General features: G+C 56.0%; 26 protein-coding genes. 17 read left to right on the forward strand and 9 right to left on the reverse strand.

Translation table 11 applies throughout. From position 1 onward, the window contains the following. Window positions 1–59 precede the first annotated feature (59 nt). On the reverse strand, window positions 60–1,352 hold the full coding sequence (locus ACFQ14_RS02260) for an ABC transporter substrate-binding protein (RefSeq protein WP_377211072.1): 1,293 nt from the start codon (window positions 1,350–1,352) through the stop codon (window positions 60–62). 145 nt (window positions 1,353–1,497) lie between these two features. Here ACFQ14_RS02260 and ACFQ14_RS02265 point away from each other — a divergent pair, with 145 nt between their 5' ends. The 4 genes from ACFQ14_RS02265 to ACFQ14_RS02280 are packed head-to-tail and all read left to right on the forward strand — an operon-like array spanning window position 1,498 to window position 4,819. Next, window positions 1,498–2,142 (forward strand): GntR family transcriptional regulator, encoded by a 645-nt coding sequence (locus ACFQ14_RS02265; protein WP_377211073.1) that lies wholly within the window; start codon window positions 1,498–1,500, stop codon window positions 2,140–2,142. 33 nt (window positions 2,143–2,175) lie between these two features. Further along, window positions 2,176–3,411: a 3-oxo-tetronate kinase gene (gene otnK / locus ACFQ14_RS02270; protein ID WP_377211074.1), complete on the forward strand. Its 1,236-nt coding sequence runs from the start codon at window positions 2,176–2,178 to the stop codon at window positions 3,409–3,411. Then, complete coding sequence (otnC, locus tag ACFQ14_RS02275) at window positions 3,411–4,058, forward strand: 3-oxo-tetronate 4-phosphate decarboxylase (protein ID WP_377211075.1); 648 nt, start codon at window positions 3,411–3,413, stop codon at window positions 4,056–4,058. Before otnK ends, otnC begins: the two co-directional genes overlap by 1 nt. After that, window positions 4,055–4,819, forward strand: a complete 765-nt coding sequence (locus ACFQ14_RS02280) for a hydroxypyruvate isomerase family protein (protein WP_377211076.1) — start codon at window positions 4,055–4,057, stop codon at window positions 4,817–4,819. The genes otnC and ACFQ14_RS02280 overlap by 4 nt, the downstream gene beginning before the upstream one ends. Window positions 4,820–5,005: 186 nt before the next feature. Here the strand turns inward: ACFQ14_RS02280 and ACFQ14_RS02285 are convergent, their stop codons facing one another. The 5 genes from ACFQ14_RS02285 to ACFQ14_RS02305 are packed head-to-tail and all read right to left on the reverse strand — an operon-like array spanning window position 5,006 to window position 9,476. Beyond that, the gene (locus ACFQ14_RS02285; RefSeq protein ID WP_377211077.1) at window positions 5,006–6,376 is read right to left on the reverse strand and encodes a dipeptidase; all 1,371 of its coding nucleotides are present in this window, start codon (window positions 6,374–6,376) and stop codon (window positions 5,006–5,008) included. Next, a complete protein-coding gene (locus ACFQ14_RS02290) occupies window positions 6,373–7,119 on the reverse strand; it encodes an SDR family NAD(P)-dependent oxidoreductase (RefSeq protein WP_377211078.1) in 747 nt (248 codons plus the stop codon). The genes ACFQ14_RS02285 and ACFQ14_RS02290 overlap by 4 nt, the downstream gene beginning before the upstream one ends. Next, window positions 7,110–8,129, reverse strand: a complete 1,020-nt coding sequence (locus tag ACFQ14_RS02295) for a ketopantoate reductase family protein (protein WP_377211079.1) — start codon at window positions 8,127–8,129, stop codon at window positions 7,110–7,112. The genes ACFQ14_RS02290 and ACFQ14_RS02295 overlap by 10 nt, the downstream gene beginning before the upstream one ends. A 10-nt stretch (window positions 8,130–8,139) precedes the next feature. Further along, window positions 8,140–8,850: a creatininase family protein gene (locus tag ACFQ14_RS02300; protein ID WP_377211080.1), complete on the reverse strand. Its 711-nt coding sequence runs from the start codon at window positions 8,848–8,850 to the stop codon at window positions 8,140–8,142. 23 nt (window positions 8,851–8,873) lie between these two features. Next, window positions 8,874–9,476, reverse strand: a complete 603-nt coding sequence (locus ACFQ14_RS02305; protein WP_377211081.1) for a MarR family winged helix-turn-helix transcriptional regulator — start codon at window positions 9,474–9,476, stop codon at window positions 8,874–8,876. Between the two features lie 95 nt (window positions 9,477–9,571). Between ACFQ14_RS02305 and ACFQ14_RS02310 the strand changes: the two genes are divergently transcribed. From ACFQ14_RS02310 to ACFQ14_RS02330, 5 genes are all read left to right on the forward strand, one after another. Continuing rightward, a complete protein-coding gene (locus tag ACFQ14_RS02310) occupies window positions 9,572–11,155 on the forward strand; it encodes an ABC transporter substrate-binding protein (RefSeq protein WP_377211082.1) in 1,584 nt (527 codons plus the stop codon). Between the two features lie 75 nt (window positions 11,156–11,230). Continuing rightward, complete coding sequence (locus tag ACFQ14_RS02315; protein ID WP_377211083.1) at window positions 11,231–12,205, forward strand: ABC transporter permease; 975 nt, start codon at window positions 11,231–11,233, stop codon at window positions 12,203–12,205. Next, on the forward strand, window positions 12,202–13,104 hold the full coding sequence (locus ACFQ14_RS02320; RefSeq protein ID WP_377211084.1) for an ABC transporter permease: 903 nt from the start codon (window positions 12,202–12,204) through the stop codon (window positions 13,102–13,104). The genes ACFQ14_RS02315 and ACFQ14_RS02320 overlap by 4 nt, the downstream gene beginning before the upstream one ends. A 6-nt stretch (window positions 13,105–13,110) precedes the next feature. Then, window positions 13,111–14,091: an ABC transporter ATP-binding protein gene (locus tag ACFQ14_RS02325; protein WP_377211085.1), complete on the forward strand. Its 981-nt coding sequence runs from the start codon at window positions 13,111–13,113 to the stop codon at window positions 14,089–14,091. Beyond that, entirely contained in the window at window positions 14,088–15,095 is a 1,008-nt protein-coding gene (locus ACFQ14_RS02330) for an ABC transporter ATP-binding protein (protein WP_377211086.1), read from the forward strand. The genes ACFQ14_RS02325 and ACFQ14_RS02330 overlap by 4 nt, the downstream gene beginning before the upstream one ends. A 54-nt stretch (window positions 15,096–15,149) precedes the next feature. Here the strand turns inward: ACFQ14_RS02330 and ACFQ14_RS02335 are convergent, their stop codons facing one another. Next, window positions 15,150–15,578, reverse strand: coding sequence for an Lrp/AsnC family transcriptional regulator (locus tag ACFQ14_RS02335; RefSeq protein WP_377211087.1), 429 nt, complete (start codon window positions 15,576–15,578; stop codon window positions 15,150–15,152). 150 nt (window positions 15,579–15,728) lie between these two features. On the opposite strand from ACFQ14_RS02335, the gene rocF reads away from it, so the two are divergent. After that, window positions 15,729–16,655, forward strand: a complete 927-nt coding sequence (gene rocF / locus ACFQ14_RS02340; RefSeq protein ID WP_377211088.1) for an arginase — start codon at window positions 15,729–15,731, stop codon at window positions 16,653–16,655. 39 nt (window positions 16,656–16,694) lie between these two features. Next, window positions 16,695–17,759, forward strand: coding sequence for an ornithine cyclodeaminase (locus ACFQ14_RS02345; protein WP_377211089.1), 1,065 nt, complete (start codon window positions 16,695–16,697; stop codon window positions 17,757–17,759). A gap of 35 nt (window positions 17,760–17,794) precedes the next feature. Here the strand turns inward: ACFQ14_RS02345 and ACFQ14_RS02350 are convergent, their stop codons facing one another. Further along, window positions 17,795–18,526, reverse strand: coding sequence for an aspartate/glutamate racemase family protein (locus tag ACFQ14_RS02350; RefSeq protein ID WP_377211090.1), 732 nt, complete (start codon window positions 18,524–18,526; stop codon window positions 17,795–17,797). Between the two features lie 134 nt (window positions 18,527–18,660). Between ACFQ14_RS02350 and ACFQ14_RS02355 the strand changes: the two genes are divergently transcribed. The 6 genes from ACFQ14_RS02355 to ACFQ14_RS02380 all read left to right on the forward strand — a co-directional run bounded on the left by ACFQ14_RS02355 (window position 18,661) and on the right by ACFQ14_RS02380 (window position 25,577). Further along, window positions 18,661–20,352 carry a thiamine pyrophosphate-binding protein gene (locus ACFQ14_RS02355; RefSeq protein WP_377211091.1) on the forward strand — a complete coding sequence of 564 codons (1,692 nt, stop codon included), beginning with the start codon at window positions 18,661–18,663 and terminating at the stop codon, window positions 20,350–20,352. A 76-nt stretch (window positions 20,353–20,428) separates the two neighbouring features. After that, window positions 20,429–21,670 carry an NAD(P)/FAD-dependent oxidoreductase gene (locus ACFQ14_RS02360; protein WP_377211092.1) on the forward strand — a complete coding sequence of 414 codons (1,242 nt, stop codon included), beginning with the start codon at window positions 20,429–20,431 and terminating at the stop codon, window positions 21,668–21,670. A 47-nt stretch (window positions 21,671–21,717) separates the two neighbouring features. Beyond that, window positions 21,718–22,698, forward strand: coding sequence for a TRAP transporter substrate-binding protein (locus ACFQ14_RS02365; RefSeq protein WP_377211093.1), 981 nt, complete (start codon window positions 21,718–21,720; stop codon window positions 22,696–22,698). 78 nt (window positions 22,699–22,776) lie between these two features. Then, window positions 22,777–23,313 (forward strand): TRAP transporter small permease, encoded by a 537-nt coding sequence (locus ACFQ14_RS02370; RefSeq protein WP_377211094.1) that lies wholly within the window; start codon window positions 22,777–22,779, stop codon window positions 23,311–23,313. A 15-nt stretch (window positions 23,314–23,328) separates the two neighbouring features. Next, entirely contained in the window at window positions 23,329–24,639 is a 1,311-nt protein-coding gene (locus ACFQ14_RS02375) for a TRAP transporter large permease (protein ID WP_377211095.1), read from the forward strand. A gap of 2 nt (window positions 24,640–24,641) precedes the next feature. Beyond that, window positions 24,642–25,577, forward strand: a complete 936-nt coding sequence (locus ACFQ14_RS02380; protein WP_377211096.1) for a hypothetical protein — start codon at window positions 24,642–24,644, stop codon at window positions 25,575–25,577. On the opposite strand, the gene ACFQ14_RS02385 is transcribed toward ACFQ14_RS02380, so the two are convergent. Beyond that, complete coding sequence (locus tag ACFQ14_RS02385) at window positions 25,574–26,653, reverse strand: sodium-dependent bicarbonate transport family permease (RefSeq protein ID WP_377211097.1); 1,080 nt, start codon at window positions 26,651–26,653, stop codon at window positions 25,574–25,576. The genes ACFQ14_RS02380 and ACFQ14_RS02385 overlap by 4 nt on opposite strands. Window positions 26,654–26,741 lie beyond the last annotated feature (88 nt).

Below are 26,741 nucleotides of genomic sequence, written 5' to 3' on the forward strand. Positions count from 1 at the left end.
CGGAAAGAATCCCGAAGGGCGCAGCGCCACATGTGCGCCGCGTCCTTCAGGCAGGGAGGTTAGCGAATGGAAGCGATTTCTTCGGCCGCTTTGTCGAGCGCGGCCTTGGTGTCCGTCATCTCGCCTGAAGCGAGGCTGGAGATTGCGGTTTCCATAATCTCTGCAATGCGTGGCCAATTGGGGCCGAAGCCAAGTCCCGGTGCGGTGGCCAAGGCGTCTGCCGCCGCTTGGTGCATGCCACCCCATCGTGCATTTACTTCAGGGTCGCGGAGATTTGAAAAATGCACCGCCACCACTTCGTTTAAGTTGGGGTCAAGCAACACGTCGCGCTCCAGCTTGGGGTCGGTCAACCAGCCAAGATATTCAACGGCAGCGCTTTTCGCGTCAGAGCCCTCTGTCACACCAAAAATCCAAGTGTTGGTGAAGGTGGTTTTGGCTGCTGCGCCAACAGAAGGAAGCGAGGTGAAACCCAACTGTTCTGCCGTCACCTTGGATTGCTTGGGGTCGGTCAATTGCGAGCGCACCCACCACCAAAGTGGCAGCATCGCCGAATTGCCCTGTTTGAAACTGTTTACCGCGTCTTGCTCGACAAAAACAGCCGAACCGGCAGGCGCGATTTTTTCCTTCTGGAGCATGTCAATGTAAGCCTGCGTGGCCTTAACGCCCGCTTCGGAGTTGAAGATCGGCTTGCCATCGGCGTCAAATAAATCACCGCCATTACCCCAAAGAAGGTTGATCCAAACCATCAGGTTCTGACCGTTAAGTTTGCCATAGGGCAGGGCGATACCCGATGCGTCTGTCGCTTCCTGCACAGCCTTTGAGGCTGCAATTACCTCGTCCCATGTCTGGGGCACCTTTGCGCCGGCTTTTTCCAGCAGATCTTTGCGATAGAACAACAATTGCACGTGGCCGCGCACCGGCAAGCCGTGCAATTTGCCGTCAATCATGCCGTGGCGCAGATGCGCTTTGGGAAAGTCGGATAGATCGGTTCCCTGCGCGGCGATGCCTTCATCAATAGGCTCCAGCAGATTTTCCAGCGAAGACACCCATTGGTCCATGACCGAGACAACATCATATTCGGAACCGCCGGAAATCATTTCCGCCGTAAGCGCCTCTTTCATGTTGGGGAAGGGCACATAGTCCACTTCGACGTCGATGCCGGTGGCTTTTTCGAAAGCTTCCAGCCGCGCCTCATGGGCCTCAAACTGGCTCGACTTCACCGCAAGAACCTTAACCTTCTGCCCATCATAGGGTTTTCCAGGTGTTGGCTCCCACGCAAAAGCGCTGGAGATGAAGGTTGTTGTGGCAACCAAAGATGCGGCAAGCGCGGCGAAAATCGTGGATTTTTTCATCATTTCCTCCCTGATGATCTACTCAATCCGTAAAACTGGCTTCCTTGATTGTCAATTATATTATTGATAATTTTATTGACGAATTGATTTGCGATCGGAAAGGTGCCGTGGCAAGTGGGGAAGGCGTCGGCGAGGAAAGCATGAGATGAAAGACACGCTTGCTGCTCAAATAGAGAGCGATATTGTTTTCGGCGTCTATGGCCCCGGCACCCGTTTGACCGAGGATCGCATTATCGAGCGCCACGACGCCAAACGCCATGCGGTACGTGCCGCCTTCAGCACTTTGGAGCAACGGGGCCTATTGGTCCATCACACCCACCGTGGCGTTGAGGTGGTGGAGTTCACCCCCGATCAGGTAGATCAACTTTATCAGGTGCGCATTATTTTGGAGACATCGGCGGCGGAGCACACACAACTGCCGGTGGATGCCGCCATTTCTGATAAAATGGAACAACTTGCTCTACAGCACGCAAAAGCCATCGAGGACAAAGATTTCCGCAGCGTTTTTGCGCTCAACAAAGAATTCCATAAAGTTCAGTTTTCCTGTTGCGGCAATGAACGGCTGGAATCGCTGATTGAGGAGCACGCCCGCATCGCGCAGCCGATCCGGGTGGTGAAGTACGACGATGCCGATCATATGCGCGAAGTCGTCGAGCAGCATTTCGAGATAATCAAGGCGATGCGCGGGGTCGACAAACGGGCGTATGTGGAAGCCACCCAAAAGCATTTGCCCGCGTCTGCTGAAGCCTATCGCAGACTTTACAAGCGCCGTTTTGGCACTCATGGCTGAGTGTTCTTTGGATTGCGATAAGGGGGCAATGGCATGAAGCTAGGATGCATCGGAGACGACTTTACGGGGTCGAGCGATTTGGCGAACACCCTGTCAAAAGCCGGGATGCGTGCGGTGCAATATACCGGCATCCCTTCATCACCTGCGAGCGCAGATGTGGAGGCCGGAGTGGTAGCGTTAAAGTCCCGCTCCATTGCAGTCGATGAGGCGGTTGCGATGTCGCTGGAAGCGCTGGCTTGGCTGAAGGCGCAGGGCTGCCAGCAATTCTTCTTCAAATATTGCTCCACCTTTGACAGCACAGCAAAAGGCAATATCGGACCGGTGGCGGATGCTCTCGCTGATGCGCTGGACGCTGATCGTGTAATCGTCTGCCCGGCCTTTCCCGGTGCCGGACGGTCGATCTATCAGGGCCATCTTTTCGTCAATGACACGTTGCTGAACGAAAGCGGGATGGAGAACCACCCGCTCACCCCCATGCGTGACTCAAGCCTGCGTCGCCTGATGGGAGCGCAAAGCAAACATTCTGTCGGCTTGGTCCCCGCCAGTAAGGTCTTTGCTGGCGCCGACGCCATCGCTGAACATTTGCGCACAGAGCGCGAATCCGGCCACAGGATGATTGTGGTTGATGCCTTGCGCGATGATGATTTGATCGAGATCGGCAAAGCGGCCAAAGATCTGCCTCTTATCACGGGTGGCTCCGGCGTTGCCTTAGGCCTCCCAGCGAATTTCGGCTGTGTGCCGAAAGCAGCCGCTTGGCGCGGGCAAAAAGGCAAGGCGGTGGTGTTGTCCGGCTCTTGTTCCGCAGCAACAAGGGGGCAAATCGAACATCACCTGAAGGCCAATCCAGGCTTAAAGATAGATGCTGAAAAGGTGATCGCAGGAGAGCAAAGTGCGCAAGAAGTTGCCCGTTGGTTGATGCAGGCGCCCGACCTGCCCATCGCATACAGTTCTGCTGACCCTGATGAGGTGCAGCGGGTGCAAGACGTATTTGGTATGGAAAAATCAGCAGCCGCTCTGGAGACGTTTTTCGGAAAGACGGCCCAGCATCTAGTCGCACTGGGCGCAACCCGTATTTTAACGGCCGGGGGCGAGACTTCCGGCGCAGTTGTGGAAGCCTTGGAGCTATCAACACTAGAGATAGGCCCCGAAATCGACCCCGGCGTTCCCGCTCTTCGTGCGGGCGAGAATTTGGTGATTGCGCTGAAGTCAGGCAATTTCGGCAGCATCGATTATTTCGAAAAGGCAGCCGGAGTTCTGGGTGGTGACTGATGGATGAAAACAAATTGCGCGAGCATATTTGCATGCTTGCAAAGTCCATGTTCGACCGTGGGCTGACCGGCGGCAGCACAGGAAATATCTCTGCACGCACCGACGATGGCGGCTTCTTGGTGTCGCCCACCGGCACCAGCTTTGGACGTCTGGACCCGGCGCGGCTGTCGCGTTTTGACAGTGGGGGAAAGCTGACGGGCGGCGATGCGCCAACGAAGGAAATGCCGTTGCATACCGCGTTTTACGACACGCGGAGCAGCGCGGGTGCGGTCGTGCATCTGCATTCATGCCATTCGGTTGCTCTTTCTATGATGCCGGATGCGGATCCGGATAACTTTCTACCACCGCTAACGCCTTATTCGATCATGAAATTGGGCCGCGTAAAACTACTCCCCTTCTTCCTGCCGGGCGATCCCGCTATGGGCGAAGCTGTGCGTGGTTTGGCTGGAAAGCGCAGCGCGGTCATGTTGGCAAACCACGGACCGGTGGTTGCGGGCAAAGACATTGAAGCGGCTTGCAACGCGGTTGAAGAATTAGAAGACACCGCCCGCCTCGCCATGATGTTGCGTGGCATGAAAGCCAACATGCTGTCTCATACGGACGTGCGCAATGTCATAAATAAGTTCGATGTGGAGTGGGATGATTGATTCAGTTTTCAGCCAATTTAGGATTTCTTTGGACTGACCGTTCGCTGCCCGAAGCTATTGCCTGCGCCAAGCGGGCCGGATTTGCAGCCGTCGAATGCCACTGGCCCTACGACACGCCGTCAGAAGAAGTTGCGCAGGCATTGCGCGAAACAGGTCTTCCTATGCTCGGCCTGAACACCTTGCGGGGCGATGTTGAGGCGGGTGACAATGGTGTTGCTGCCTTGCCAGGACGTGAGGCGGATGCGAGACGCTTCATTGAACAAGCTGTCGAATACGCAACTGCGATCGACTGCAGCAATATTCATGTCATGGCCGGCTTCACCGACAAAGGCGCCGCCGCCCGAGAGGCTTTTATTGAAAATCTTACCTACGCCTGCGATCTCGCACGTCAGCACAACAAGACAATCCTGATCGAGCCGCTCAACTGGTATGATGTTCCCGGTTATCATTTGCAAACCGTGGAAGAAGCCCAAACCGTGCTGCGCGAGGTGGATGCCGCTAACCTGAAAATCATGTTTGATTGCTACCACATGCAAATAATGGGCGGCGATCTGTTGCGCCGTTTCAAGGCAGCAGAGCAAGACGTTGGCCACGTCCAATTCGCAGCAGTGCCGGACCGTGGCGAACCCGACAGCGGCGAGGTCAACTATTCGTGGTTGCTGCGAGAAATAGCGGCAGCAGGTTTCGCCAAGCCGTTTGGAGCGGAATACAAACCGCGCCTGTCAACTGAAGAAGGTTTGGGTTGGCTTGCCAAGTTTTGACGCGCTTCGGGCTGTTTTCCCAACGTTCTGAATGGTTTCCAGCGAACGTTTGGTCGCTAGATGTAACCAGCCAAGAAACAGTTTCTTAAAATGCTGTCTGTGCGATTGGGATTGATTGTGTTGCGGTGGCGGGGCGAGAGGCCGGTGTTTTCGGCATCTAAACAGAAGTGTCGAACAAGAGCTCACTTAGCTGTTTTCCAAAGACCGTAACAGAGCCACCCATGCTGCTGTGCCTTCGTCTATAGCGCTTAGGCGGAAAAATTCGTTGGGGGCGTGGAAGTCTTCGTCGGCCGTTGAAAACGACAGTGTTACGGTTTCCATGCCGAGGGCTTCTTTTATCATAGCGGACAACGGCAGTGTGCTGCCGACCCTGACGCGGACAGGCTTTTTGCCCAATGCCTGTTCAATGGCTCCCTCCACTGCATGTAGGAGCGGTAGGTCCGCAGGAACGCTATATGCCGGATTGCCTTCGTCGTGTGCTCGAAACTCCATTTCGGCGCTGTCGGGGCAGGCTTGTTCCAGATGATGGCGAACGGCTTGGGCAATTTCAGCCGGCTTTTGGCCGGGAACCAACCGTGTGGTAATTTTTGCGAATGCCTCGGCGGGCGTGATGGTCTTTCCGCCTTCTCCGGCATAACCGGCTCCCATTCCGTTGATCTCCAGTGTGGGGCGCAACCACAGTCGCTCCAGTGTTGAGAAATTTGCTTCCCCAAAGGCAACTGACCCGATGCCTGCAAAGAAGGAATCCTCATCAAAAGGAAGGTCTGCAATTTGAGAGCGCAGGGCTTCGTCAACCTCTTCAATGCCTTCGTAAAAACCGGGGACGGCGACCGAACCGTCATCTTTGTGCAGACTTGCAACCAAGCGGGCCAAGACATGCGCTGCGTTTGGAACCGCTCCGCCAAAGCGGCCGGAATGCAAATCTTTTGATGCGGTTTTCAGGGTTACTTCCATAGCCATATTGCCCCGCGAACCCGTGTTAACGCTCGGCAAGTCGGCGCGCCAGCGTGCCCCGTCGGCGGAGATCACTGCTTCGGCTCGCAATAGATTCGCATTGTCGCGCAACAGTTTCGGCAGCGATGCACTGCCAATTTCCTCTTCGCCTTCCAGAAGTATTTTGATGTTTATGGGCAGGCGGCCTTCCACTTTGAGAAACGCAAACAGCACTTCCAAAGCAATCGAGGCTGGTCCCTTATCATCCGAGACGCCTCGCCCATACAGTCGACCATTTCGTATTTGCGGCTCGAAGGGCGCAGAATGCCATTTGTCCAGCGGATCTGGCGGCTGGACGTCGTAGTGGCCATAAACGAGATAAGTGGGCGCATCGGTTGCGTGTATCCATTGGGCAAAAACCGCCGGATGGCCGCCTGCATGAATGGTTTGAACATCGTCAAATCCAGCATCGGTGAGGCGTTGCACCAACAGCGCACGGGCCTGCGCCATTCCGTTTGAATAAGCTGGGTCGGTGCTGACGGAGGGGATTTGTGCATAGTCGATGAGGCGTTGAAGAATGGCATCGGCATCAGAACGCAAGTGAGCAAGAACGGGATCTGTCATGAGCGTCCTCCGTCGACCGATAAGATCTGACCGGAAATCCATGAGGCTTGGTCGCTTGCAAAAAACAGGGTGGCGGCTGCAATGTCTTCAGCGGTTCCTAGTCGCTTTGTGTGGATGGAATCGATCAGTCGTTGTTGCCCGTCTTTGCCCATCGCCTCCCATTGGCGCTCGGTCGTCGGGTTGGATCGCACGAAGCCCGGCGCAACCGAATTTACTGTAATGCCGAAGGGCCCGAATTCCCACGACAACTGCTTAACCAACCCGACAAGCGCATGTTTTGCCGCCGTATAAGCCTGAATTCCGGTCAGTGATGGGCGCAGGCCAGCGCCGGAAGAAATGGCGACGATCCGTCCGAATTCATTGGCCTTCATGTGCGGAGCGCAGGCTTGGGCAAGCCAGAATAACGCATCGGTATTGGCTGCGAAGATGGCGCGCCAGCTTTCCTCATCGACCTGCTCGATGGATTGGCCAAACTGGCCGCGTGTGCCACCGGCTGCATGAACCAAAATGTCGGGCGGTGCCTCCATGTCGGCAATAAGGGTCACTACTTCTTGGCGTACGGACAGATCAAGCGCGTGGGCTGTTGCTCCTAGTTCTGACGCCACTTTGGCGAGGCGGTCTGCATCTATATCTGCCAACGCGACACGCGCGCCCGCTGCTGCAAATTCGGCTGCAATTGCGTGGCCAATGCCTTGCGCAGCGCCTGTCACAAGAACGGTCTTTTCATCAAACCTTAGCTGCATTGTTTGAGAAGCTCCCCAAAGGTGTCGGCAGACTGTTCGCGCTGGCCATTTTCAATTTCGTTGATCAAGCGCTTTACGGCATCGAGTGCGGGTGTCTCAATTCCTTCTTCTCTTGCCAACGCGCAAATGATTCCAATTTGGGGGTCAACCTCGGTGCGCCTTTTGCGCACCGCGAGGTCGCGCCAGATTCCACTGTGGGTTTTGGCTGTGGTGCTGTTGAACGCTGCCAGGTTGGCGATGGAAGCGCGGGCCGCTTCTTCGCTTGCATTTGGCATGAAGGCGGCGGGGTCAAAGCCGTTGAACCCCTTCGGTTCGACGCCGCGACTGGAGGCAACCGCCATAACTTCACGGCCCAGTTTGACAAAGGCGGGGACACGGTTGGGATCTGCGAAATTTGCTGTCATTGAATCGGGGGTGAGTGCGGTGGCAAACAACATCGCGCCGTAGCCCAGTTTGCCCCACAGATAGGCCCAGATGTCATCGGTCAAAATGGCGTCAGGCTCGAAAATGGACAGCAGCCGGTGCATGTCTCGGGTGCGCTCTTTTACGGAGCCATCAATTTCACCGACGACCACAGCACCGCGATTGCCAAACAGAATTTCTCCTGGTCCGTGCCAATCAGCTCCGAAATTGACGAAGGCACCCATTGTGCGCTCTTCCCCTACTGTTTTGGCAATGGTCAATTCATTCAGCCCGTTTTGAGCCGACAGAACATAGCCATCTTCGGCGAGAAAAGGTGCCAGTTGCTTCATAGCGATTGCAGTCGCCGGCGCTTTGACTGCCAGAACGATCCGCGTGTATTTGCCTTCCAAATTTTCTGGCAAAACCGCAGGGATCACTTGGGTGAATTCTTCCACCGGACCGGTAATTGACAGGCCGGTCGTGCGGCAAGCCTCTACGTGCTCAGGCACTATGTCTACCAACAAAACATCTTCGCCCGCTCGCGCCCAATAAGCACCAAGAATACCGCCAATTGCGCCCGCGCCCCAGATGAGTATGGGATCAGCCATCTTGGTTTCCTCAGTCAAAACCGGGCCAAGGGCCGTCGAGAGCTTCTCGCACTTCGTTTACACCGGTTTCCCAAAGGGCCAGCATGGTTTCGTCATCTTTCTGGTAAGCGCCGCCAAAGCTGCCGTCACCCAGCATTTTCTTCGCGATTGCGGGTGCCGCTGCCTTTAGTGCCGTCATGTCGGGTGCATGCTTTTCCTCCTTGGGCGCTGCTGCGTGAGCAAGCCTCGTCCATGGAAAATTCTCCATCCAATTTGCGTGGCTGCCAGACGGATCAATTTTCTGGGCATGGGCCCAAACTTGCGGAGAATTCCACCAATTGTGAAATTTGATGCTCATGTCCGGAAAGTTGATCATCAATTCGTTAGCAACGGCTGCGGCCGGCTGGTTCCCGCCGTGGCCGTTGACAATCAGAACACGTTTGAAGCCCATGCGGGCAAACGATGCGATCACATCGCGGACCACGGCTAGGAGGGTTTCCACCCGCAAAGTCACCGTGCCGGGATATTCAGCGAAGTAAGGGGCCAACCCATAAGGCATGACCGGAAAGACCGGGACACCACTTTTTTCCGCAGCCTCAGTGGCAACGCGCTCAGCCAGAATGAGATCGACGCATAGCGACAATTGAGCGTGCTGCTCTGTCGAACCGATCGGTAAGATGCATCTATCATCATGGGCGATCCGTTTTTCCATATCGGACCAATTCATATCAGCAACGCGCATCTTATTCTCCCAGTGTGTCTTGTTCAGGCATCGGCTTTTTCAGATATGGACTTAGGCCATTGCGGCGAGGCCAAAACCATTTTGGCCATCAAATGCGATAGCGTTTGTTGCTCGCTGTCCGATAGTGAATCCAGCATCATTTTCTCGAATGACACAAATTTCGGAAGCGCCTCATTGAAAAGGTCTCTCCCGTCGCGGGTGAGCGACACAATGTAGCGGCGGCCATCTTGTTGGTCCGGTTCGCGCGAAATCAGTCCGGTTTGAGTCAATTTATGAATGGCTCGACTGAGCGTGTTTTGCGGGAAGCCTGACGATGCTCCTATATCGCGAGCATATGCGCCATCCATCAGCCCGAGCGAGAAAATAACGACGAATTCTGGCCTCGACAGGCCGTAATGCTCCTCAACCCACGCATAAAGAGGGCCGTTATAGCGCAAAGCGAGGTAATTTAGGCGGTAAGTGAACCAGCAGGGGTTTTGCCATAATTTGACGCTCGTCATCTGGTCATGGCCATCATGAATGGGTGCCCCCACCACAGTCGGTAGCGTCTGTTCACCGTTGCGCGATTTGCCTTGGCTGTCTTCCATTCCGGTGACCGCATTAAAAAATTGTCTTGACGAACCCATGATGGCGCAGCATCTTTTGTGAAACAAGTTCCAAATGGAAGAATTTCTGTCGGAGCTTGTGACCCACGATTGTCAGCCCAGCAAGGAGAATTTTTATGAAAAAACTGATCCAAACCTTCGTGTTAGCGACAGCGATGGGGGCGACGACATTCGTTGCCAGCGCGCAAACGCTCACCGTTGGCGTACGTGGTGGGCCGGAATCTATGGATCCCCATTTTTCCGCGCTCGGTTCGCAGGCTGACGCCGTAAAACACATTTTCGACCCGCTGGTCTGGACGGGTGATGATCTTCAGCTGGAGCCGGGACTGGCAACTTCGTGGAAGGCTGTTGATGACGACACATGGGAATTTAAGCTGCGCGAGGGCGTCACTTTTCATGACGGGTCCGCATTCGATGCCGAGGACGTCAAGTTTTCCATCGAGCGCATCCCGAATGTCACCGGACCAACAACCACCGAAATCTATGTGCGTCGGGTGAAAGAAGTCGAAATCATCGACCCTTTTACCATCCACATTCATACGAACGGCACAGCGGCGACCTTGCCTTATGATTTTGTGCGCCTGTTCATCGTGTCTTCAGATGCGGCTAAAGACTTCTCCACCGCTGAAACGAGCGCTGAAGGTTTCAACTCCGGCAAGGCCACAATCGGGACCGGCCCGTTCAAATATGTTTCATGGGCACCGAAGAGCGACTTGGTTCTGGAGCGTTTTGACAGCCATTGGCGTGGGCCTGCACCTTGGGAAAAGGTCGTGCGCCGTGAGATTTCTGACGATTCCTCACGCCTCGCCGCGCTCAAGGCCGGTGATGTCGATGTGATCAACTACGTTTCATCTGCTGACTACAAGGCGTTGGAGAATGATTCCGATATCGCAACGTTTATCGGCGACTCGGTCTATGTGATGAACTTGCAGCTTGATCAGCGCGAAGAAACGCCAAAAGTTCGCGCGAAAGGCGGCGGCAAACTGGACAAGAACCCGCTGCGTGACCCGCGTGTACGTGAAGCGATTGATCTAGCGATCGACCGCGAAACGATGGTCGATGTGGTTTTGGAAGGTCTTGGCAAGCCAGCAAACCAGATGATGCCCGCAGGCTTCTTCGGCTTCTCAGACAAAATCCCGACCCCTGCCTATGATCCTGAAAAGGCGAAGGCTCTTTTGGCGGAAGCAGGCTATCCTGATGGCTTTGAGATTGACCTTTTCTGCACCAATGACCGCTTGCCTGGCGATGGCGCAATCTGCGAGGGGCTCGGCCAGATGTTCTCGCAAATTGGTATAGACACGAACGTGAACGCTATTTCCAAGACGGTGTATTTCCCGACACAAGCGCGGAAGGAATATTCCGTCTTTATGAATGGCTGGGGAACGCTAACTGGCGAAGCCTCCTACACGCTCGGTTCGCTGGCCCACTCGCCCAACGACATGGTGAAAATGGGCGCGTTCAACCGCATTGAATACAAGAACGACGAGGTTGACCGTCTTCTGCAAGAGGGTGCGCAGGAACCTGATGCAGACAAGCGCAAGGCGCTTTTCGAGCAGGCTATGGAGAAGACAATGGCAGACCGCGCCTATATTTCGATTGTGGTTTTGCAATCGGTTTGGGCAGGCCGCGCCGACAAGGTTGTTGTGACGCCACGGGCTGACGAGGAAACGCAGGCTTACTTTATCAAGCCAGCGCAATAAACTGGAAAACACACCCACGCCATGCGGGCAGAAATCACCCGCATGGCGCTTTTTTTGACGGGCTGTTGAGCATCAATGTCGGGGTATATCATTCAGCGTTTGATGCAGGCCGTTCTCGTAATGGCTGTTATGTCGGTGATCGTCTTTGCCGGCATTTATTCCATCGGCAATCCGCTCGATATTCTCATTCCTCCGGAAGCGACGCAAGACGTTCGCGAGCGCACTATCGCCCGCTTTGGCTTAGACCGTCCGCTGCTGGAACAATATTTCATTTACATCCGAAACCTTTTCGAAGGCGATCTTGGCCGATCGTACATTTATAACGAGCCAGTTCTAAAACTAATCGCGGAGCGGCTGCCTGCCACGCTGGAACTGGTCCTGATATCAGTTCTCGGTGCTCTGTTTATCGGCGTCCCCCTCGGCGTGCTGGCCGGATATCGGCCCGAGGCGCTTTCGTCGCGCATCATCATGGGGATATCAATCCTTGGGTTTTCCGTTCCGACTTTCTGGGTGGGTCTGATCCTCATTCTTACGTTCGCGGTTGAACTGGGATGGCTGCCTTCCGGTGGGCGGGGGGATACGGTTGAGCTGTTTGGTGTGGGCTGGAGTTTTCTTACGATAAACGGTTTGTCTCACATTCTGCTTCCAGCCATCAATCTGGCTTTGTTCAAGATCGCCATCATGATCCGACTTGCGCGAGCGGGAACGCGTGAGATTATGCTGGGTGACACTGTGAAATTCGCACGTGCTGCCGGCATATCGGAATGGACGATTGTTACCCGCCACGTGCTCAAACTGATCTCGATTCCCATTGTTACCGTCTTTGGATTGGAGCTAGGCTCAACACTGGCATTTGCTGTGGTGACTGAAACCATTTTCTCTTGGCCCGGTGTCGGAAAGCTGATCATCGACTCGATCAAAAATCTCGATCGGCCGGTTATGATGGCTTATCTTATGCTTACTGCCGGTCTTTTTGTTGCGATCAATCTCATTGTTGATCTGGTTTACGCATTACTCGATCCGCGTTTGCGCAAAGGCCAATCGGCATGAGTGATCCGCAGACCAAGACTGTTAAAGTTGTTTCGCCGTGGCAAGATCTCTGGGCGCGCTTCAAAGAAGACAAAGTTGCTGTCTGCGCCTTAGCCGTCGTGATCATTCTTCTGGCGCTTGCAGTTTTTGCGCCTCTGATCTCGCCACAGAACCCCTATGATCTGTCCGGCCTGTCGCTGCGCGATGCGAGACGCCCTCCCGGGCATGTGGGCTCTGGCGGTTATATCCATCTTCTCGGCACCGACGCGCAGGGCAGGGATCTGCTTTCCGCTATCCTCTACGGGCTGCGGGTGTCGCTTCAAATTGGCATAGCGGCCGGTGCTGCGGCCCTCGTGATCGGCACCACTATCGGCATCACGGCTGCCTATGCGCGTGGTTTTGTTGAGGCGATTCTGATGCGTATTGTGGACTTGCAGCTCTCGTTTCCCGCTATTCTTTTGGCTCTGGTCCTTGTCGCTATTCTTGGCCAAGGGCAGATGCAATTGATCATTGCTCTTGTGGCTGCTCAATACGCATATTTTGCCCGCACGGCCTATGGGGCGGCATCTGCGGAGCGATCAAAGGACTATGTTGAAGCCGCCGCTGCAACGCCGCTCAGTGCGCGGCGCATCGTGTTTCGGCACATCCTTCCCAATGCCATGCCCGCGCTGATCGTCGTTGCCACCGTTCAAATTGCCTATGCGATTGCATTGGAAGCAACCTTGTCGTTCCTGGGTTTGGGCCTTCCGGTCACTGAGCCCTCGTTGGGGATGCTGATCTCCAACGGCGTTAAATACATGATGAGCGGGCGAACCTGGATATCGCTCTATCCGGGGCTTGCGCTGATTATCCTGATCGTCTCCATCAATCTCGTTGGCGATCACTTGCGCGACATTCTTAATCCGCGCTTGGATCGGTAGGTCGCCATGAGCAATCCTATCCTGCAAGTCGATAATTTGCGGACCCACTTTTTCACGCGGGGAGGCGTTGTGAAGGCGGTTGATGGTGTGTCTTTCACTGTCAATCGAGGTGAAATTGTCGGCTTGGTGGGGGAATCCGGTTCAGGCAAATCTGTGACAGGCTTCTCGCTCTTGGGCCTTGTTGACCCGCCGGGACGCATTGTCTCCGGCTCGGTGAAACTGAACGGTGAAGAGCTAATCGGAAAACCGTGGCAAGAATTGAGGGCGATACGCGGTTCGCGTATTGCGATGGTTTTTCAAGATCCGATGGCGACGCTCAACCCTGTCTTGAAAATTGGAACGCAGATGCGGCTTGCTCTGCTGGCCCATGAGAAAGTTTCAAAAAAGGCTGCGGATGCCCGTGCGGCTGAAGCCTTGGAACGGGTTGGAATTCCCGAGGCGCGTTCGCGATTGTCAGCATACCCCCATGAGTTTTCAGGTGGCATGAGGCAGCGCGTTGCCATTGCTGTCGCGCTGTTGCACGGCTCGCAGGTGCTTGTTGCGGACGAACCAACAACGGCGTTGGACGTTTCCATTCAGGCGCAAATCCTGACAGAAATGCGAGATCTTGCCGCCGAAATGGGAACCGCTCTGGTCTGGATCAGCCATGACCTTGCTACGGTATCAACTTTGGCCAGCAGGCTTATGGTCATGTATGCTGGCCGCATCGTGGAGGAGGGGCCGGTGGCATCGGTGCTGCGGGCGCCACACCACCCTTATACAGCGGGGTTGCTTCGTTCGCTTCCAGCGACGGTAAAGCCGGGCGAAGAGTTGCAACAAATACGTGGCACAACCCCATCTTTGCTGGACCCTCCGGTCGGTTGTCCATTTCGTCCCCGTTGTGACCATGCAAGCGATGAGTGTGCTCAAGATCCTGTTTTGGAAGCCGAAGGTTCACGCGGCTACCGCTGTTTTCATCCTCTCAATCTGGATGGGAAAACACCATGACCGGGCACCTGCAAGAAGCGTCAGGCTTTATTCAGCTAGAAAAACTTTACAAGCACTTTGGACCGCAATTGACGCTAGGCGATAAAATCGCTCACCGATTGGGCGCGAAGGTTGAGACCCGCTCCGTACGTGCCGTTGATAATGTTAGTCTTGCGATCGCTAGAGGTCAGACGCTGGGATTGGTTGGGGAATCGGGCTGCGGAAAATCGACGTTAGGGCGAATGGTTGCCGGGATTATTGCGCCAGACAAAGGCAGTGTGCAGGTCGATAATGCACCGGTTATGTCCGGGGGATTGAAGGTCGACACGCGGGTCCAGATGATCTTTCAAGACCCATTTGCCTCGCTCGACCCCAGAATGAGAATTGGCGATATTGTGTCTGAGGGGCCGCTTGTCCACGGGCTCACCGACAAAGAAAATGCCGCTGACTACGCTGCGGGCTATCTGGTTCGTGCGGGATTGGATCCTTCTCTCGCCCGGCGTTTCCCGCATCAGTTTTCCGGTGGCCAGCGCCAGCGCATTGCCATTGCGCGCGCATTGGCGATGCAGCCTGAAGTTCTTGTCTGCGATGAACCGGTGGCGTCACTCGACGTTTCCATTCAGGCGCAAATCATCAATCTGTTTCTTAAACTTCAGCGCGATCTCGGATTGACGCTCATTTTCATCAGCCATGATCTTTCCGTGGTGCGGCATTTGTCGGATCGGGTTGCAGTGATGTATCTGGGAAAAATTGTTGAAGAAGGACCGGCGGAACAAGTCTATACAGCACCGTGTCACCCTTACACCAAAGGATTGCTCGCCAGTGTGCCGCGGCTGGTGCTTGATGAGGATGCACTGGTCACGCTGGACGTGATCAAGGGCGAAATTCCTTCGCCGCTCTCACCCCCGGAAGGCTGTAATTTCTCTCCTCGCTGCCCCATTTTTACTGAGGAATGTCGAAAGCGAGATCCACAACTCCGAGAGATAAAGCCGTCGCAATTTGCTGCCTGTCATTTCGCCAAATAGCGTTTTGAAGCCGGAGATGCGGACTTGGCCGAGCCAATGTATCGAGCAGACTTCTTATTTCGCTGTGTTGAGCAAAATGCTGGTTTCGCTGTTGAGGATGCCGGCGATTTCGCGTGTTCGCCTCAACAATCCGTCAAACTCCGGCAGGCTTGATGTTTCGATGTAGGCAACCAGATCCCAAGCGCCGTTGGTGCTGTGAAGGCTTACGATTTCTGGCATCTGCCTTAAGGATTTAATGATTGTGGATGTGAGATTGCCTTGAACCTCAATCGTCATGACGGCGCGCACCAATTCGCCGCCAGCCGAACTGTCTATGTCGATTGTGAAACGTTGGATCGTGTTGGAATTGACCAACCTTTCCATGCTGCTTTGCACGGTTGCGCGGGAGACGCCGATTTGCTGAGCGAGCGTTGTTATCGAAGCGCGTGCGTTGCTTTTCAGGGCAGCGAGCAGTTTTCGATCGGTGGGTGTCAGGTCGAACATATGAAACGCTTAACAATTTGCCCATAAGGCCTATCATTATGATAGTTATATAAATCAGAATAGGCAATTTTTCCACTATATGCGCAGATGCTTTTCCTAAACACTTTCAACAAAGACGTCTGTTGGGGCGATTGTTGAAAGGGGTTGGCGATGTTGACTTGCACTTTGGTTGGGGCACCCGTTGAAAGCGGTGCAAGCCAAGTCGGTTGTGTGATGGGCCCGGATGCCTTTCGCACTGCGGGATTGAAAACGACGATCGAAGATCTTGGCTATCGGGTTGTTGATCTCGGCAATATCGTGCCAAGGGCCTATGGCGATGCAGCGCATGTAAATCCCTCGATCCACCATCTAGGCGAGACTATTGGCTGGGCTAGCGCGCTGGAAGACGTTGCCTATAGGGCGATCAAATCATCGAGCCTGCCGATTTTCCTTGGTGGCGATCATAGCCTCTCAATCGGCACTGTTCCGGGTGTGGCGCGTCATGCGGCGGAGGCGGGGCGAGAACAATTCGTTTTGTGGCTGGATGCGCATCCAGACATTCACACGTTGAAGACCACCACCAGCGGCAACCTCCACGGCACGCCGGTTGCCTATTTCACGGGTCAAGAAGACTTTGACGGCGTTTATCCAGAGCTGCGGTATAGGGTTGATCCGGCAAATATCTGCATGATGGGCATTCGCTCGGTTGATCCGGCAGAGAACGAACATCTCACCCGAACTGGCATTGAGGTGCATGATATGCGCGCAATTGACGAGCGCGGAGTCGCTGGACCGCTTCGCGCCTTTCTGGAGCGTATCAAAAAGACCAATGGCGTTTTGCATGTCAGCCTGGATGTAGACTTTCTGGAGCCACAGATTGCGCCGGCTGTCGGAACCACGGTGCCGGGAGGTGCGACGTTCCGCGAAGCGCATCTCGTCATGGAAATGCTGTGTGACAGCGGCTTGGTGACGTCGCTTGATCTCGTGGAACTCAATCCTTTTCTCGATGAACGTGGGCGCACAGCCAAACTCATGGTCGATCTCTGCGCCAGTCTGCTGGGCCGTAAAGTATTGGACCGTCCCACCCGCAGCTATTGAACCAACAATTCTTCAAACCGATACGTCGAAGGAAATTCTATGACCGCTTTAACGAACCCAAATCCATCAAAGCTGGCAATGGTGCCGTTTGTCAGCGTCGAGAACATGATGAAAATCGTCAACACGATTGGTGCGCCGAAAATAATCTCGGAGATTGCCGAATACGTCGAAGCGGACTTTCTGCGCTGGGATCAGTTTGATAAGACGCCTCGTGTTGCGGCGCATTCCAAGGAGGGCGTGATTGAACTCATGCCCACCAGTGATGGCGAAACTTACGGGTTTAAATATGTGAACGGCCATCCCGCCAATATGGCGCGGGGTTTCCAGACGGTGACGGCATTTGGCGTGCTTGCGCGTGTAGACAACGGGTATCCGGTCCTGTTTTCGGAAATGACAATCCTGACCGCTCTGCGTACGGCGGCAACATCTGCAGTGGCCGCGAAGCACTTGGCACCTAAAAACTCCAAGGTAATGGGCATGATCGGCAATGGTGCGCAGTGCGAGTTTCAAGCGCTGGCTTTCAAAGAAGTGGTCGGTATCGACACCGTGCGTCTTTACGATATCGACCCCGCCGCAACGGCAAAAGTCGTTCACAATCTTGCCGACAGCGGCCTGTCTGTCATCGCTTGCAATTCCGCAGAGGACGCTGTGGCCGGCGCACAGATCGTGACCACCTGCACTGCCGACAAACAATGCGCCACGATTTTGACCGACAACATGATTGGCGCAGGCATTCACATCAACGCGATTGGTGGTGATTGTCCCGGCAAGACAGAATTGCACAAAGACATCCTTTTGCGGTCCGATATTTTCGTAGAATATCCACCCCAGACCCGCATTGAGGGCGAGATACAGCAACTGGCTGATGACCATCCCGTGACCGAGCTTTGGCAAGTCATGTCAGGCCAAGCGCAGGGGCGCACATCGGACAATCAGATCACGCTTTTTGACAGCGTCGGGTTCGCCACAGAAGACTTCTCGGCCTTGCGTTATATTCGTGATCAACTGGCCAGAACCGGGCATTTCGTCGAATTGGATCTGTTGGCGGACCCCGACGACCCGCGTGATTTGTTCGGGATGGTGCAACGTGCAGCGAGTGCGTAATTTTCTCGATTGTATTTGTCGTTCAGCAACGTGATCTAAAATCGCGTGTCGTCTATTCCGTCAGCGAAACGGCGGGGCATGAGCGCTGCCTGAAACCACACAAGATAAGTGTAAATCGAATAGACGGGTCGTCCCGTCGCGCGGCGAATGTCGGCGGCATAGGGCACCATGTTGGTGCATTCGAGAACAATTGCGCCGATATCGGGATGCGCCTCCACCAACTTGCGGGCAGCGGCGATGTTGTCGGCTTGTGCCTTGACGAAATCAATCTCCAGATCGTTGTTCAAAATGCGGTCGGTGAATTCCGATCCCGCGCCTGTGCCGATAACCGGCGTGTCGGGCGCAATTCCCGCGGCGGCGATATGTGATTCAGTTAGGGTTTCTGCGGAGATCGTCAGGATGCCGACCTTCTGGTCAGCCGGTAGTGTGCGCTGGACCATTGGCACTTGCAGCAACGAAGATACGGCTACGGGCACGCCGAGGGCTGCCGCCATCTGATCTTGATAGCCGACTAGAAAACCGCAATTGGTGGTGATCCCATCGCAGCCCATCGCAACGAGTTCGCGACCGGCTTCGATGAATGCGTTCAGGAAAGCAGTCGCATCACCGCGCACAACGTCATCGGGCGTGACGCCGCGCACGACTTTGTACTGAACGGGAAACGGCCATGTCAGCGCATTGCCAATATCGCCCGGAATTCGGGGAAACTGCGTATCCAGCATCAAGATGCCGAGCGTTGCGCCGAAAACTGTCTTGCCACCCATCATTTGAAACGACCACCTTTTTGCACTGATTGAGGCGGAAAGCCCCGCAGTGACAGGCAGCGTAGACCGGCTCTTGTGAGGCTGGCAACGCTATGTAACGCTCACGGAGCTTATGCGAACTTTCTTTGGGAGCGGGAATGTCGAACGAGATGAATGGCGCGGATGCAATGGTGCGGATGCTTGAGGCGCACGGTGTGCGCCACATTTTCGGCCTCTGCGGTGATACGACCCTCCCGCTCTACGATTCACTTTTGAAACTCGACCACGGCATCACCCATGTTCTCACCCGCGACGAGCGATCGGCGGCTTATATGGCGGATGGTTATTCGCGCATCACCGGCCGTCCCGGCGTTTGCGAAGGGCCATCGGGTGGCGGGGCGACTTACATTTTGCCGGGTCTGATCGAGGCAAGTGAATCGAGCTATGCGGTGCTGGGCATCACGTCTGACATTTCTGTTGGCAGCTACGGCAAATATCCGCTCACAGAGGTGGATCAAGAAGCGCTGATGCGTCCGCTGACCAAGTGGAACACCGTCATCAAACAGGCGACCCACATTCCGCGCATGGTGCGGGCAGCGTTTCGCGCAATGACGACTGGGCGGCCCGGAGCGGCTCATCTTGGTCTGCCCTATGACATCCAATACGACATGGTGGACCCGTCTGACATTTGGGCGGACGAGGCTTTGTCCACCTATCCTGCCTATCGCGCAGCACCCGAACCGCGCGCTGCTGAGGCGGCTGTGGATGCAATCTTGTCCGCGAAATCCCCGCTGATTGTCTGTGGCGGCGGCGTTGTTATTTCTGGTGCGATGGAGGAGTTGGAGCGGCTGAGCATGAGGCTGGACATTCCTGTTGCCACGTCGATCTCCGGCCAAGGCTCGCTTGCCGAGACGCATTCCAACGCCGTGGGCGTTGTCGGTTCCAATGGCGGCACGGACGAGACCTGGCAGGCGATGGAAGCAGCTGATCTGGTGATTTTCATGGGCTGTCGCGCAGGCTCCACAACGACTGCGCGGTGGGAAGCGCCGAAGCCCGGTGCGCGCATCGTACATTTCGATTCCGACCCGATGGTTATTGGCGCCAATTATCCCACCGAAGTGGGGGTGGTGGCCGATTTGCGGCTGGCGTTGGCGGAGGTCAACGCGGTTCTTGATGCGCGGAAGCAAGGAGCACAAACTTTTGGCGGTGCGGCGGCCGCGCAGGAAATCAAGCGGCGCAAGTTTGATGCCCTCGACAATCTGGCAGTCAGCGACGAAGCGCCGATCCGTCCAGAACGGGTGATCGCGACCCTTCAAAAAACGCTGCCGCCAGACGCCATCATTGTCTCAGACCCCGGCACGACCTGCCCCTATTTTTCTGCCTATTACCAACTGCCCCAAGCGGGCCGACGCTTCATCACCAACCGCGCCCACGGGGCGCTGGGTTATTCGCTCTCGGCCTCGCTTGGCGCTTGGTATGGCGAGCCGGGCACAAAGGTTGTCGCGCTCATGGGCGATGGCTCCTTCGGCTTCACCTGCGGCGAGCTTGAGACGGTATGTCGGTCGCGGGCAAATATCACTTTCGTTGTGCTTTCCAATTCCAGCTTTGGCTGGATCAAGGCAAGCCAGATGGCCGACAAAGGTGCGCGGTATTACAATGTCGATTTCAACCGCACCGACCATGCCGCCATCGCCAGTGCCTATGGGGTGAAAAGCTGGCGTGTGGAAAACCCTGCCGATCTGGAAAAGGTGATGCGCGAAGCTATCGCCCATGATGGGCCGACCTTGGTGGATATCATCACGCAGCCGCTGGAAGAGGCAGCGGCTCCCGTGCGCCGGTGGATGGGATGAGCCGCTTTTGTCTTGACCGTTCAGTCAAGCTGTGGCCGACTGGTGAACGTCGTTTTGCGTTGCGGGGAGCCAGTTTTTGGTAAAGCGAGTCATCATCGCGGGTGCTGGGATTGTCGGTGTTTCCACCGGCATCTGGCTGCGCCGCATGAGCGATATGGATGTGACGATCATCGACCGGCTTGCACCCGGCGAAGGCACGTCCCACGGCAATGCGGGCGTTTTGGCCTCATGTTCGGTCGCGCCGGTGACTGCGCCGGGATTGGTGCGCAAAGCGCCGAAGATGGTTATGAATCCGGACTTTCCGCTGTTCATGCGCTGGGGCTATTTCCCCAGACTCGTGCCATGGCTGCTCAAATATCTGCGCAACGCCAACGACACGGACACGCGCCGTATCGCGCAGGGGTTGGAGGTCATCGTTGGCGACAGCGTTGACCAGCACAAGTCGCTCGTCGCGGGCACGAATATGGAAGACTGGGTGATGGAGAGCGATTATTCCTTCGCCTATGCCGACCGCGCAGCCTTCGAGGCGGACGCCTATACGTGGGGCTTGCGCAAAGCGGCTGGATTTGAACCCGTCTTGCGAGAAGGCGATGCCGTTCGCGAATACGAGCCAAACCTTTCGCCCTCCATCGGCCTGCTGGCCAGCATGCAGGACCACGGTTTCATTCGCGATCCTGGCGGCTACGTGAAGGCGCTGGCGGGCGAATTTGAGGCCCTTGGCGGAACGATCCTGCGGGCTGAAATCAAGGATGTGGAACTGACGGGCGAGCATATTTCCGCTTTCCTCACCGATCAGGGCCGCATGGAATGTGACAGTGCGGTTCTGGCCACTGGTGTGTGGTCCAAACCCTTGATGAAAAAGTTGGGCATCGATGTGCCGCTGGAAACCGAGCGCGGCTATCACATCGTTTTCAAAGATGCCACGGGTGGTCCTGCTAGCCCTATCATGGTGGCGAGCGGCAAATTCGTGGCAACGCCCATGGCGGCCGGTCTTCGCTGCGCGGGCATTGTCGAGTTTGGCGGGCTTGATGCTGGGCCGAACGACGCGGCTCTCGCTCTGCTGCGCAAGTTCACCAAAGCCGCCTTTCCCGATCTTGAATATTCGGAAGAAATCGAATGGCTGGGCCATCGCCCCGCACCATCCGACAGCTTGCCGCTTATCGGGCAAGTCCGCGATACCGGCATCTATACCGCCTTCGGCCATCACCATATCGGATTGACGGGTGGCCCGAAGACCGGAAGACTGACAGCTGGCCTCGTTGCGGGAAAACCCGCCAACACCGATCTTTCGCCTTTCAACCCGATGCGCTTTGGCTGACGGGTGAGGGGCGAGGCAGATAAAATGAAACCTAAGGGAGAACACCTATGAAGAAACTGACATCAACTCTGGCAGCCTTTGCCGCGACGGCGATGATCGCCACGCCTGCCGTCTCTGCGGAAAAGTGGGATATGCCGATGGCCTATTCCGGTTCGAATTTCCATTCTGTGACCGGTGCTGAATTTGCAAAATGTGTGACGAAGGGAACCGGCGGAGATATCTCCATCACCACGCACCCGTCCGGCTCGCTTTTTGCCGGTGCGGATATCAAACGCGCCATTCAGACGGGTCAGGTGCCAATCGGTGAGCGCCTGCTTTCCGGCCACCAGAATGAGAGCGCGATTTTTGGCTGGGATTCCATTCCCTTCCTCGTCTCGTCTTTTGACGAGCACGACAAACTCTACAGCGTTGCCAAGCCGCATGTGGAAAAACTATTGGGTGAACAAGGCATGACCTTGCTCTACTCCGTGCCGTGGCCGCCGCAGGGTCTTTACTTCAAGAAAGAAGTGAAATCGGTTGCCGACATGCAGGGCGTGAAGTTCCGTTCCTACAACAACGCCACCGCACGCCTTGCAGAGCTGACGGGCATGTTGCCGGTGCAGATCGAAGCGGCTGAAATCAGCCAAGCGTTTGCAACCGGTGTTGCTGAATCGATGGTTTCTTCCGGTGCCACTGGCTACGACCGTAAAGTTTGGGAGAGCCTGACACACTTTTATGAAGTCGATGCCTGGTTGCCGCGCAACTACATCATGGTCAATTCCGAGGTGTGGAACAAAACGTCGGATGCCAACAAGAACATCATTCAGGCGTGCGCCGACATGGCTGAATATGCGGGCACGTGGCGTGCTAAGGAATATACCGGCTTCACAATGGCTGGCCTTCGCGCTGGTGGCATGACCGTGGAACGCGCTGGCGATGGCCTGATGAACGAGCTTAAGGAAATCGGCGCGACGATGTCGGCTGAATGGCTGGAAGCTGCCGGTGATACCGGTAAGGCGATCCTCGACGCCTACAAAGCAGCGCAGTAAAGCGCCAACCGTCTAGCGGTTGAACGCTGGACCCGCACACGGTTTGCGGGTCCAGCCTTTTCCTTCAGGAGTTTTCTTATGGCAGCCTTGCTACGGGGCACGCGTCGCATTTTAGACTTTGCCTATTTGGCCTGTGGTGTGTTGGCGGCATTGTGCCTGATCGCGATTTTGTCGCTGATCGTCGCGCAGATGATTGCCCGTTGGACGGGTGAGATATTCCCCGGAGCCGCAAACTATGCGGGCTATGCCATGGCAGCGGCGAGCTTTTTTGCCTTTGCCAACGCGCTCAATCGCGGCTCACACATCCGGGTGTCGCTGTTGCTGAACGCTGTGGCTGCGCCGGTTCGCAGAATTCTGGAAGTCTGGTGCTTTGGCGTCGCCGCAGCGGTGATGTGGTATTTTACCTACCATGCCTACTGGTTCACCTATTGGTCTTGGAAGTTCAACGAGGTCAGTCAGGCACAGGACGCCACGCCGCTTTGGATACCTCAATCGGTGATGGTGATCGGCGGGGTCATGCTGGCCATATCTCTTACGGACCATCTCATTCACATCATTTTCCGCGGTGACCACCGCATCACCCGCGATCTGGTTGACCAGAGTCACGCGGAATAGGGGCGCACGAACGTTATGGAAGAACTCTACGCGATTGCGCTTTTTCTCTTTGTGCTGTTTCTGCTGCTCGGCACCGGCGTCTGGGTTGGCCTCGCGCTGATGGGCGTTGCCTGGGTGGGGATGGAACTCTTCACCACGCGCCCGGTGGGCGATACGATGATTACGACGATCTGGGCCAGTTCGTCGAGTTGGACGCTCACGGCCCTGCCGCTGTTTATCTGGATGGGGGAAATCCTGTTCCGAACGCGGCTTAGCGAGGACATGTTTCGCGGCCTGTCGCCGTGGCTGGCGCGTCTGCCGGGCGGGTTGGTCCACACCAATATCGTTGGCTGCACGGTGTTTGCCGCCGTCTCCGGCTCTTCGGCTGCGACGCTGACAACGGTGGGCAAAATGTCGATCCCTGAATTGCGGGCGCGGGATTATCCCGAGAAAATCGTGATTGGCACATTGGCCGGCGCGGCAACTCTCGGCTTGATGATCCCGCCGTCGCTGGCGCTGATCGTCTACGGAGTGACGGTGAACGAAAGCATCACGCAATTGTTCTTTGCTGGTGTGTTTCCCGGTCTCATTCTGGCGCTGATGTTTATGGGCTATGTTGCGATCTACTCAAAGATTTCCGGCACATGGAATCCCAAGCAGGAAACCGGAATGTCGCTTTCGGAAAAACTGGCAAATTCGCGGTTTCTCATTCCGGTTATGCTGCTCATTTTCGTGGTCATCGGCTCCATGTATGGCGGCTTTGCCACGGCAACCGAAGCTGCTGCAATCGGTGTGATCGGCTCGCTCATTTTGGCGGCCGGGCAGGGGTCGCTGAATTGGAACACGTTCACCGAAAGCCTGATGGGCGCGACGCGCACTTCCGCTATGATCGCGCTGATTTTGGCCGGTGCTGCGTTCCTGAAGCTTGCAATGGGCTTCACCGGCCTGCCTCGCGCGTTGGCTGATGGCATTGCGACAATGGAATTATCGCGGTTCCAATTGCTTATGATCCTGATGGTTTTCTACATCGTGTTGGGCATGTTCCTCGACGGGATTTCTTCCGTCGTGTTGACCATGGCCGTGGTGGAGCCAATGGTCCGTGAGGCTGGCATTGATCTTGTGTGGTTCGGCATTTTCGTGGTCGTGGTGGTGGAAATGGCACAAATTACACCGCCCATTGGGTTCAATCTGTTCGTGCTGCAAGGGATGACCGAACACGAGATGGGCTACATAACGCGGGCTGCGTTTCCGATGTTCATGATCATGGTGCTGATGTGTTTCGTGCTGATCTGGTTCCCGGAAATCGCGCTTTGGTTGCCTGAAAACATGCGCCAACAACTGCCCTAACGGTGCTGCGCCTTCTGCAATGGGTAGGGCGAACGGGGCGGTATTGGCTGATCGTCGGTCTGGTGGTTGGTTTGGCGTTGCCGGAAATCACACTGCTCGTGCGCCCCTGGATTGGCGAACTTATTGCGGCACTGCTTGTGGTCACCGCCGTCCGCGTTGGCGCGCGGGCCGCTTTGGGATCAATGGGCGATGTGCGCTCTGCTTTCGCAGCGGTGGGCTTCCTGCAAATCGTCCTGCCCCTTGCGGTCTTGGCTGCGGTCTATGCGTTCGGCTTGCTGTCCGTGCCGTTGGCGCTGGTGATCGCGCTGCTGCTTTCGGCACCGTCGGTGACTGGTGCTCCCAACTTCGTGGCGATGGTTGGCGGCGACCCCGCACCTGGAATGCGTATTCTCATTTTAGGCACGCTGCTGTTTCCGCTCACGGCTCTGCCGCTGCTGTTGGTTGTCGATCCGCTTGGCGGCGGTGTGTGGGCGTCGTTGCGATTGGCATTCGTTCTGTTGACGGTCATCCTCGGCGCGGTGGCTGTTGGCTTTGCGCTTCGCGCGCTCGTTCCCTCACTCGGCGATGAGCGGAACCGCAGCGCGTTGGATGGTGTTGCGGCACTGTTGCTTGCGGTGGTTGTTGTCGGGTTGATGTCCGCTATTGGGCCGCTGCTGCGCTCTGAGCCGCTCACCTTGCTCATGTGGTTCATCGCAGCTGTGGTGGTGAATTTCGGGCTGCAATGGATCACCTTTACCGTGCTGAAAAATCGGCGTCCTGATGAGGCGTTGCCGGTTGCCGTCTATAGCGGCAACCGTAACATCGCTCTCTTCCTGACCGTTCTGCCGGAGCAGGTTGCCGCGCCGATGATGGTTTTTATCGGCTGCTACCAGATACCGATGTATCTCACACCGGCACTGGTTGCGAAGTTCAATCGGGCTCTGGCAAGGGCTGGTTAGAAGCCAATCGCCATGTCAGCCAGCGCCATGAAGAGCGGGATTGAGAGAATGGCGACCGGCGTTCCAATGCCTGTCGATGCGCCGATATAGGCTGACGGATTGGCTTCCGGCAGTGCGGCGCGCACGGTGGGCGGACCGGAAATATCCGAGCTAGAAGCGGCCATGATCGACAGCAGCACCACGCCGCCGGCGGAGAAGCCTGTCATGTGATGGGCGGCAAGGCCGATGCCGAAGCCGATCATACCGTGAACCAAGGGGCCAGCGATGCCGTAGAAAATATAGGCGTGGGCGACCTTGCGCATTTCGGAAATCCGCGCCCAAGCCTCGGCTCCCATGATCAGCATGAGAATGGAAAGCAGACCCCGGAACAGCGGCTCGTAGAAGCTTTGATAGACGCTGTCTGGCTTTGCGAATATGCCAAGCGCCAGCCCTAGCATCAGCGCGGAGATGGCTGGACTGCGAAACGTGTCCACAAGGATGCCCTTGATCATGTCGCCATCCACACCGCTGATTTGTGTGCGTTTGCCGCCGCCACCAGCGCCGCCCATCGTCATCGTGCCTTGGCCGCTTACGGCCATTTGAGCGGCTTCGCGCCGTGCAACGCTAATGCGTGCCAACACGATTGCGGTCACCAAAGCGGCGATGTCCATGAACGGATAGAGCGCGCCGATAAAGCCCTCATAGGCAATGCCATCGCCGTCCAGAACGGCCATTCCGGCCGCCAGCGTTGAGGCTGATACCGCGCCGAACAGGCCTGCTGTCGCAATGCCGTCGACTCGGGACACGCCTTTCAGCCGCGCCAGCGTCACCGTGCCCAGAAGCACGATGACAACGCCGGCGATCGCTGCGCCAAGCGCTGGCACAGCAAGGGACATGAAGTCGGCCTCGCGCACGGAAATGCCTGCGCCAAGGCCGACCTTCAGCAGCAGCAAGATCACGATGAACTTGTAGACCGGCTCCGGCACTTCCAACTTGCTGTTGAAGGCTGCCAGCAGCATGCCTCCGATGAGAAAAGCCAGTGTGGGCTTTTGGAACTGGGTCAAAATTGTGTTGAGTATGTCTGCGGCGAATTCCATGGGACTTTCCTTCGAAGAGGCAGGGTGCGCGGCACGGAGCCGGGCACGGGCTGATTTCGTCGTGGATAGCGCATCGTAGAATATGATA

The organism is Pseudahrensia aquimaris, from assembly GCF_042676045.1.
In the GTDB taxonomy this organism is placed as follows: Bacteria; Pseudomonadota; Alphaproteobacteria; order Rhizobiales; family Rhizobiaceae; genus Pseudahrensia; species Pseudahrensia aquimaris.

Excerpts from the sequence above, each read along its gene's own strand:
- ACFQ14_RS02260 (WP_377211072.1), bottom strand. The coding sequence starts at position 1,352 with ATGAAAAAATCCACGATTTTCGCCGCGCTTGCCGCATCTTTGGTTGCC.
- ACFQ14_RS02265 (WP_377211073.1), top strand. The coding sequence starts at position 1,498 with ATGAAAGACACGCTTGCTGCTCAAATAGAGAGCGATATTGTTTTCGGC.
- otnK (WP_377211074.1), top strand. The coding sequence starts at position 2,176 with ATGAAGCTAGGATGCATCGGAGACGACTTTACGGGGTCGAGCGATTTG.
- otnC (WP_377211075.1), top strand. The coding sequence starts at position 3,411 with ATGGATGAAAACAAATTGCGCGAGCATATTTGCATGCTTGCAAAGTCC.
- ACFQ14_RS02285 (WP_377211077.1), bottom strand. The coding sequence starts at position 6,376 with ATGACAGATCCCGTTCTTGCTCACTTGCGTTCTGATGCCGATGCCATT.
- ACFQ14_RS02290 (WP_377211078.1), bottom strand. The coding sequence starts at position 7,119 with ATGCAGCTAAGGTTTGATGAAAAGACCGTTCTTGTGACAGGCGCTGCG.
- ACFQ14_RS02295 (WP_377211079.1), bottom strand. The coding sequence starts at position 8,129 with ATGGCTGATCCCATACTCATCTGGGGCGCGGGCGCAATTGGCGGTATT.
- ACFQ14_RS02300 (WP_377211080.1), bottom strand. The coding sequence starts at position 8,850 with ATGCGCGTTGCTGATATGAATTGGTCCGATATGGAAAAACGGATCGCC.
- ACFQ14_RS02305 (WP_377211081.1), bottom strand. The coding sequence starts at position 9,476 with ATGGGTTCGTCAAGACAATTTTTTAATGCGGTCACCGGAATGGAAGAC.
- ACFQ14_RS02310 (WP_377211082.1), top strand. The coding sequence starts at position 9,572 with ATGAAAAAACTGATCCAAACCTTCGTGTTAGCGACAGCGATGGGGGCG.
- ACFQ14_RS02315 (WP_377211083.1), top strand. The coding sequence starts at position 11,231 with ATGTCGGGGTATATCATTCAGCGTTTGATGCAGGCCGTTCTCGTAATG.
- ACFQ14_RS02320 (WP_377211084.1), top strand. The coding sequence starts at position 12,202 with ATGAGTGATCCGCAGACCAAGACTGTTAAAGTTGTTTCGCCGTGGCAA.
- ACFQ14_RS02325 (WP_377211085.1), top strand. The coding sequence starts at position 13,111 with ATGAGCAATCCTATCCTGCAAGTCGATAATTTGCGGACCCACTTTTTC.
- ACFQ14_RS02330 (WP_377211086.1), top strand. The coding sequence starts at position 14,088 with ATGACCGGGCACCTGCAAGAAGCGTCAGGCTTTATTCAGCTAGAAAAA.
- ACFQ14_RS02335 (WP_377211087.1), bottom strand. The coding sequence starts at position 15,578 with ATGTTCGACCTGACACCCACCGATCGAAAACTGCTCGCTGCCCTGAAA.
- rocF (WP_377211088.1), top strand. The coding sequence starts at position 15,729 with ATGTTGACTTGCACTTTGGTTGGGGCACCCGTTGAAAGCGGTGCAAGC.
- ACFQ14_RS02345 (WP_377211089.1), top strand. The coding sequence starts at position 16,695 with ATGACCGCTTTAACGAACCCAAATCCATCAAAGCTGGCAATGGTGCCG.
- ACFQ14_RS02350 (WP_377211090.1), bottom strand. The coding sequence starts at position 18,526 with ATGATGGGTGGCAAGACAGTTTTCGGCGCAACGCTCGGCATCTTGATG.
- ACFQ14_RS02355 (WP_377211091.1), top strand. The coding sequence starts at position 18,661 with ATGTCGAACGAGATGAATGGCGCGGATGCAATGGTGCGGATGCTTGAG.
- ACFQ14_RS02365 (WP_377211093.1), top strand. The coding sequence starts at position 21,718 with ATGAAGAAACTGACATCAACTCTGGCAGCCTTTGCCGCGACGGCGATG.
- ACFQ14_RS02370 (WP_377211094.1), top strand. The coding sequence starts at position 22,777 with ATGGCAGCCTTGCTACGGGGCACGCGTCGCATTTTAGACTTTGCCTAT.
- ACFQ14_RS02375 (WP_377211095.1), top strand. The coding sequence starts at position 23,329 with ATGGAAGAACTCTACGCGATTGCGCTTTTTCTCTTTGTGCTGTTTCTG.
- ACFQ14_RS02385 (WP_377211097.1), bottom strand. The coding sequence starts at position 26,653 with ATGGAATTCGCCGCAGACATACTCAACACAATTTTGACCCAGTTCCAA.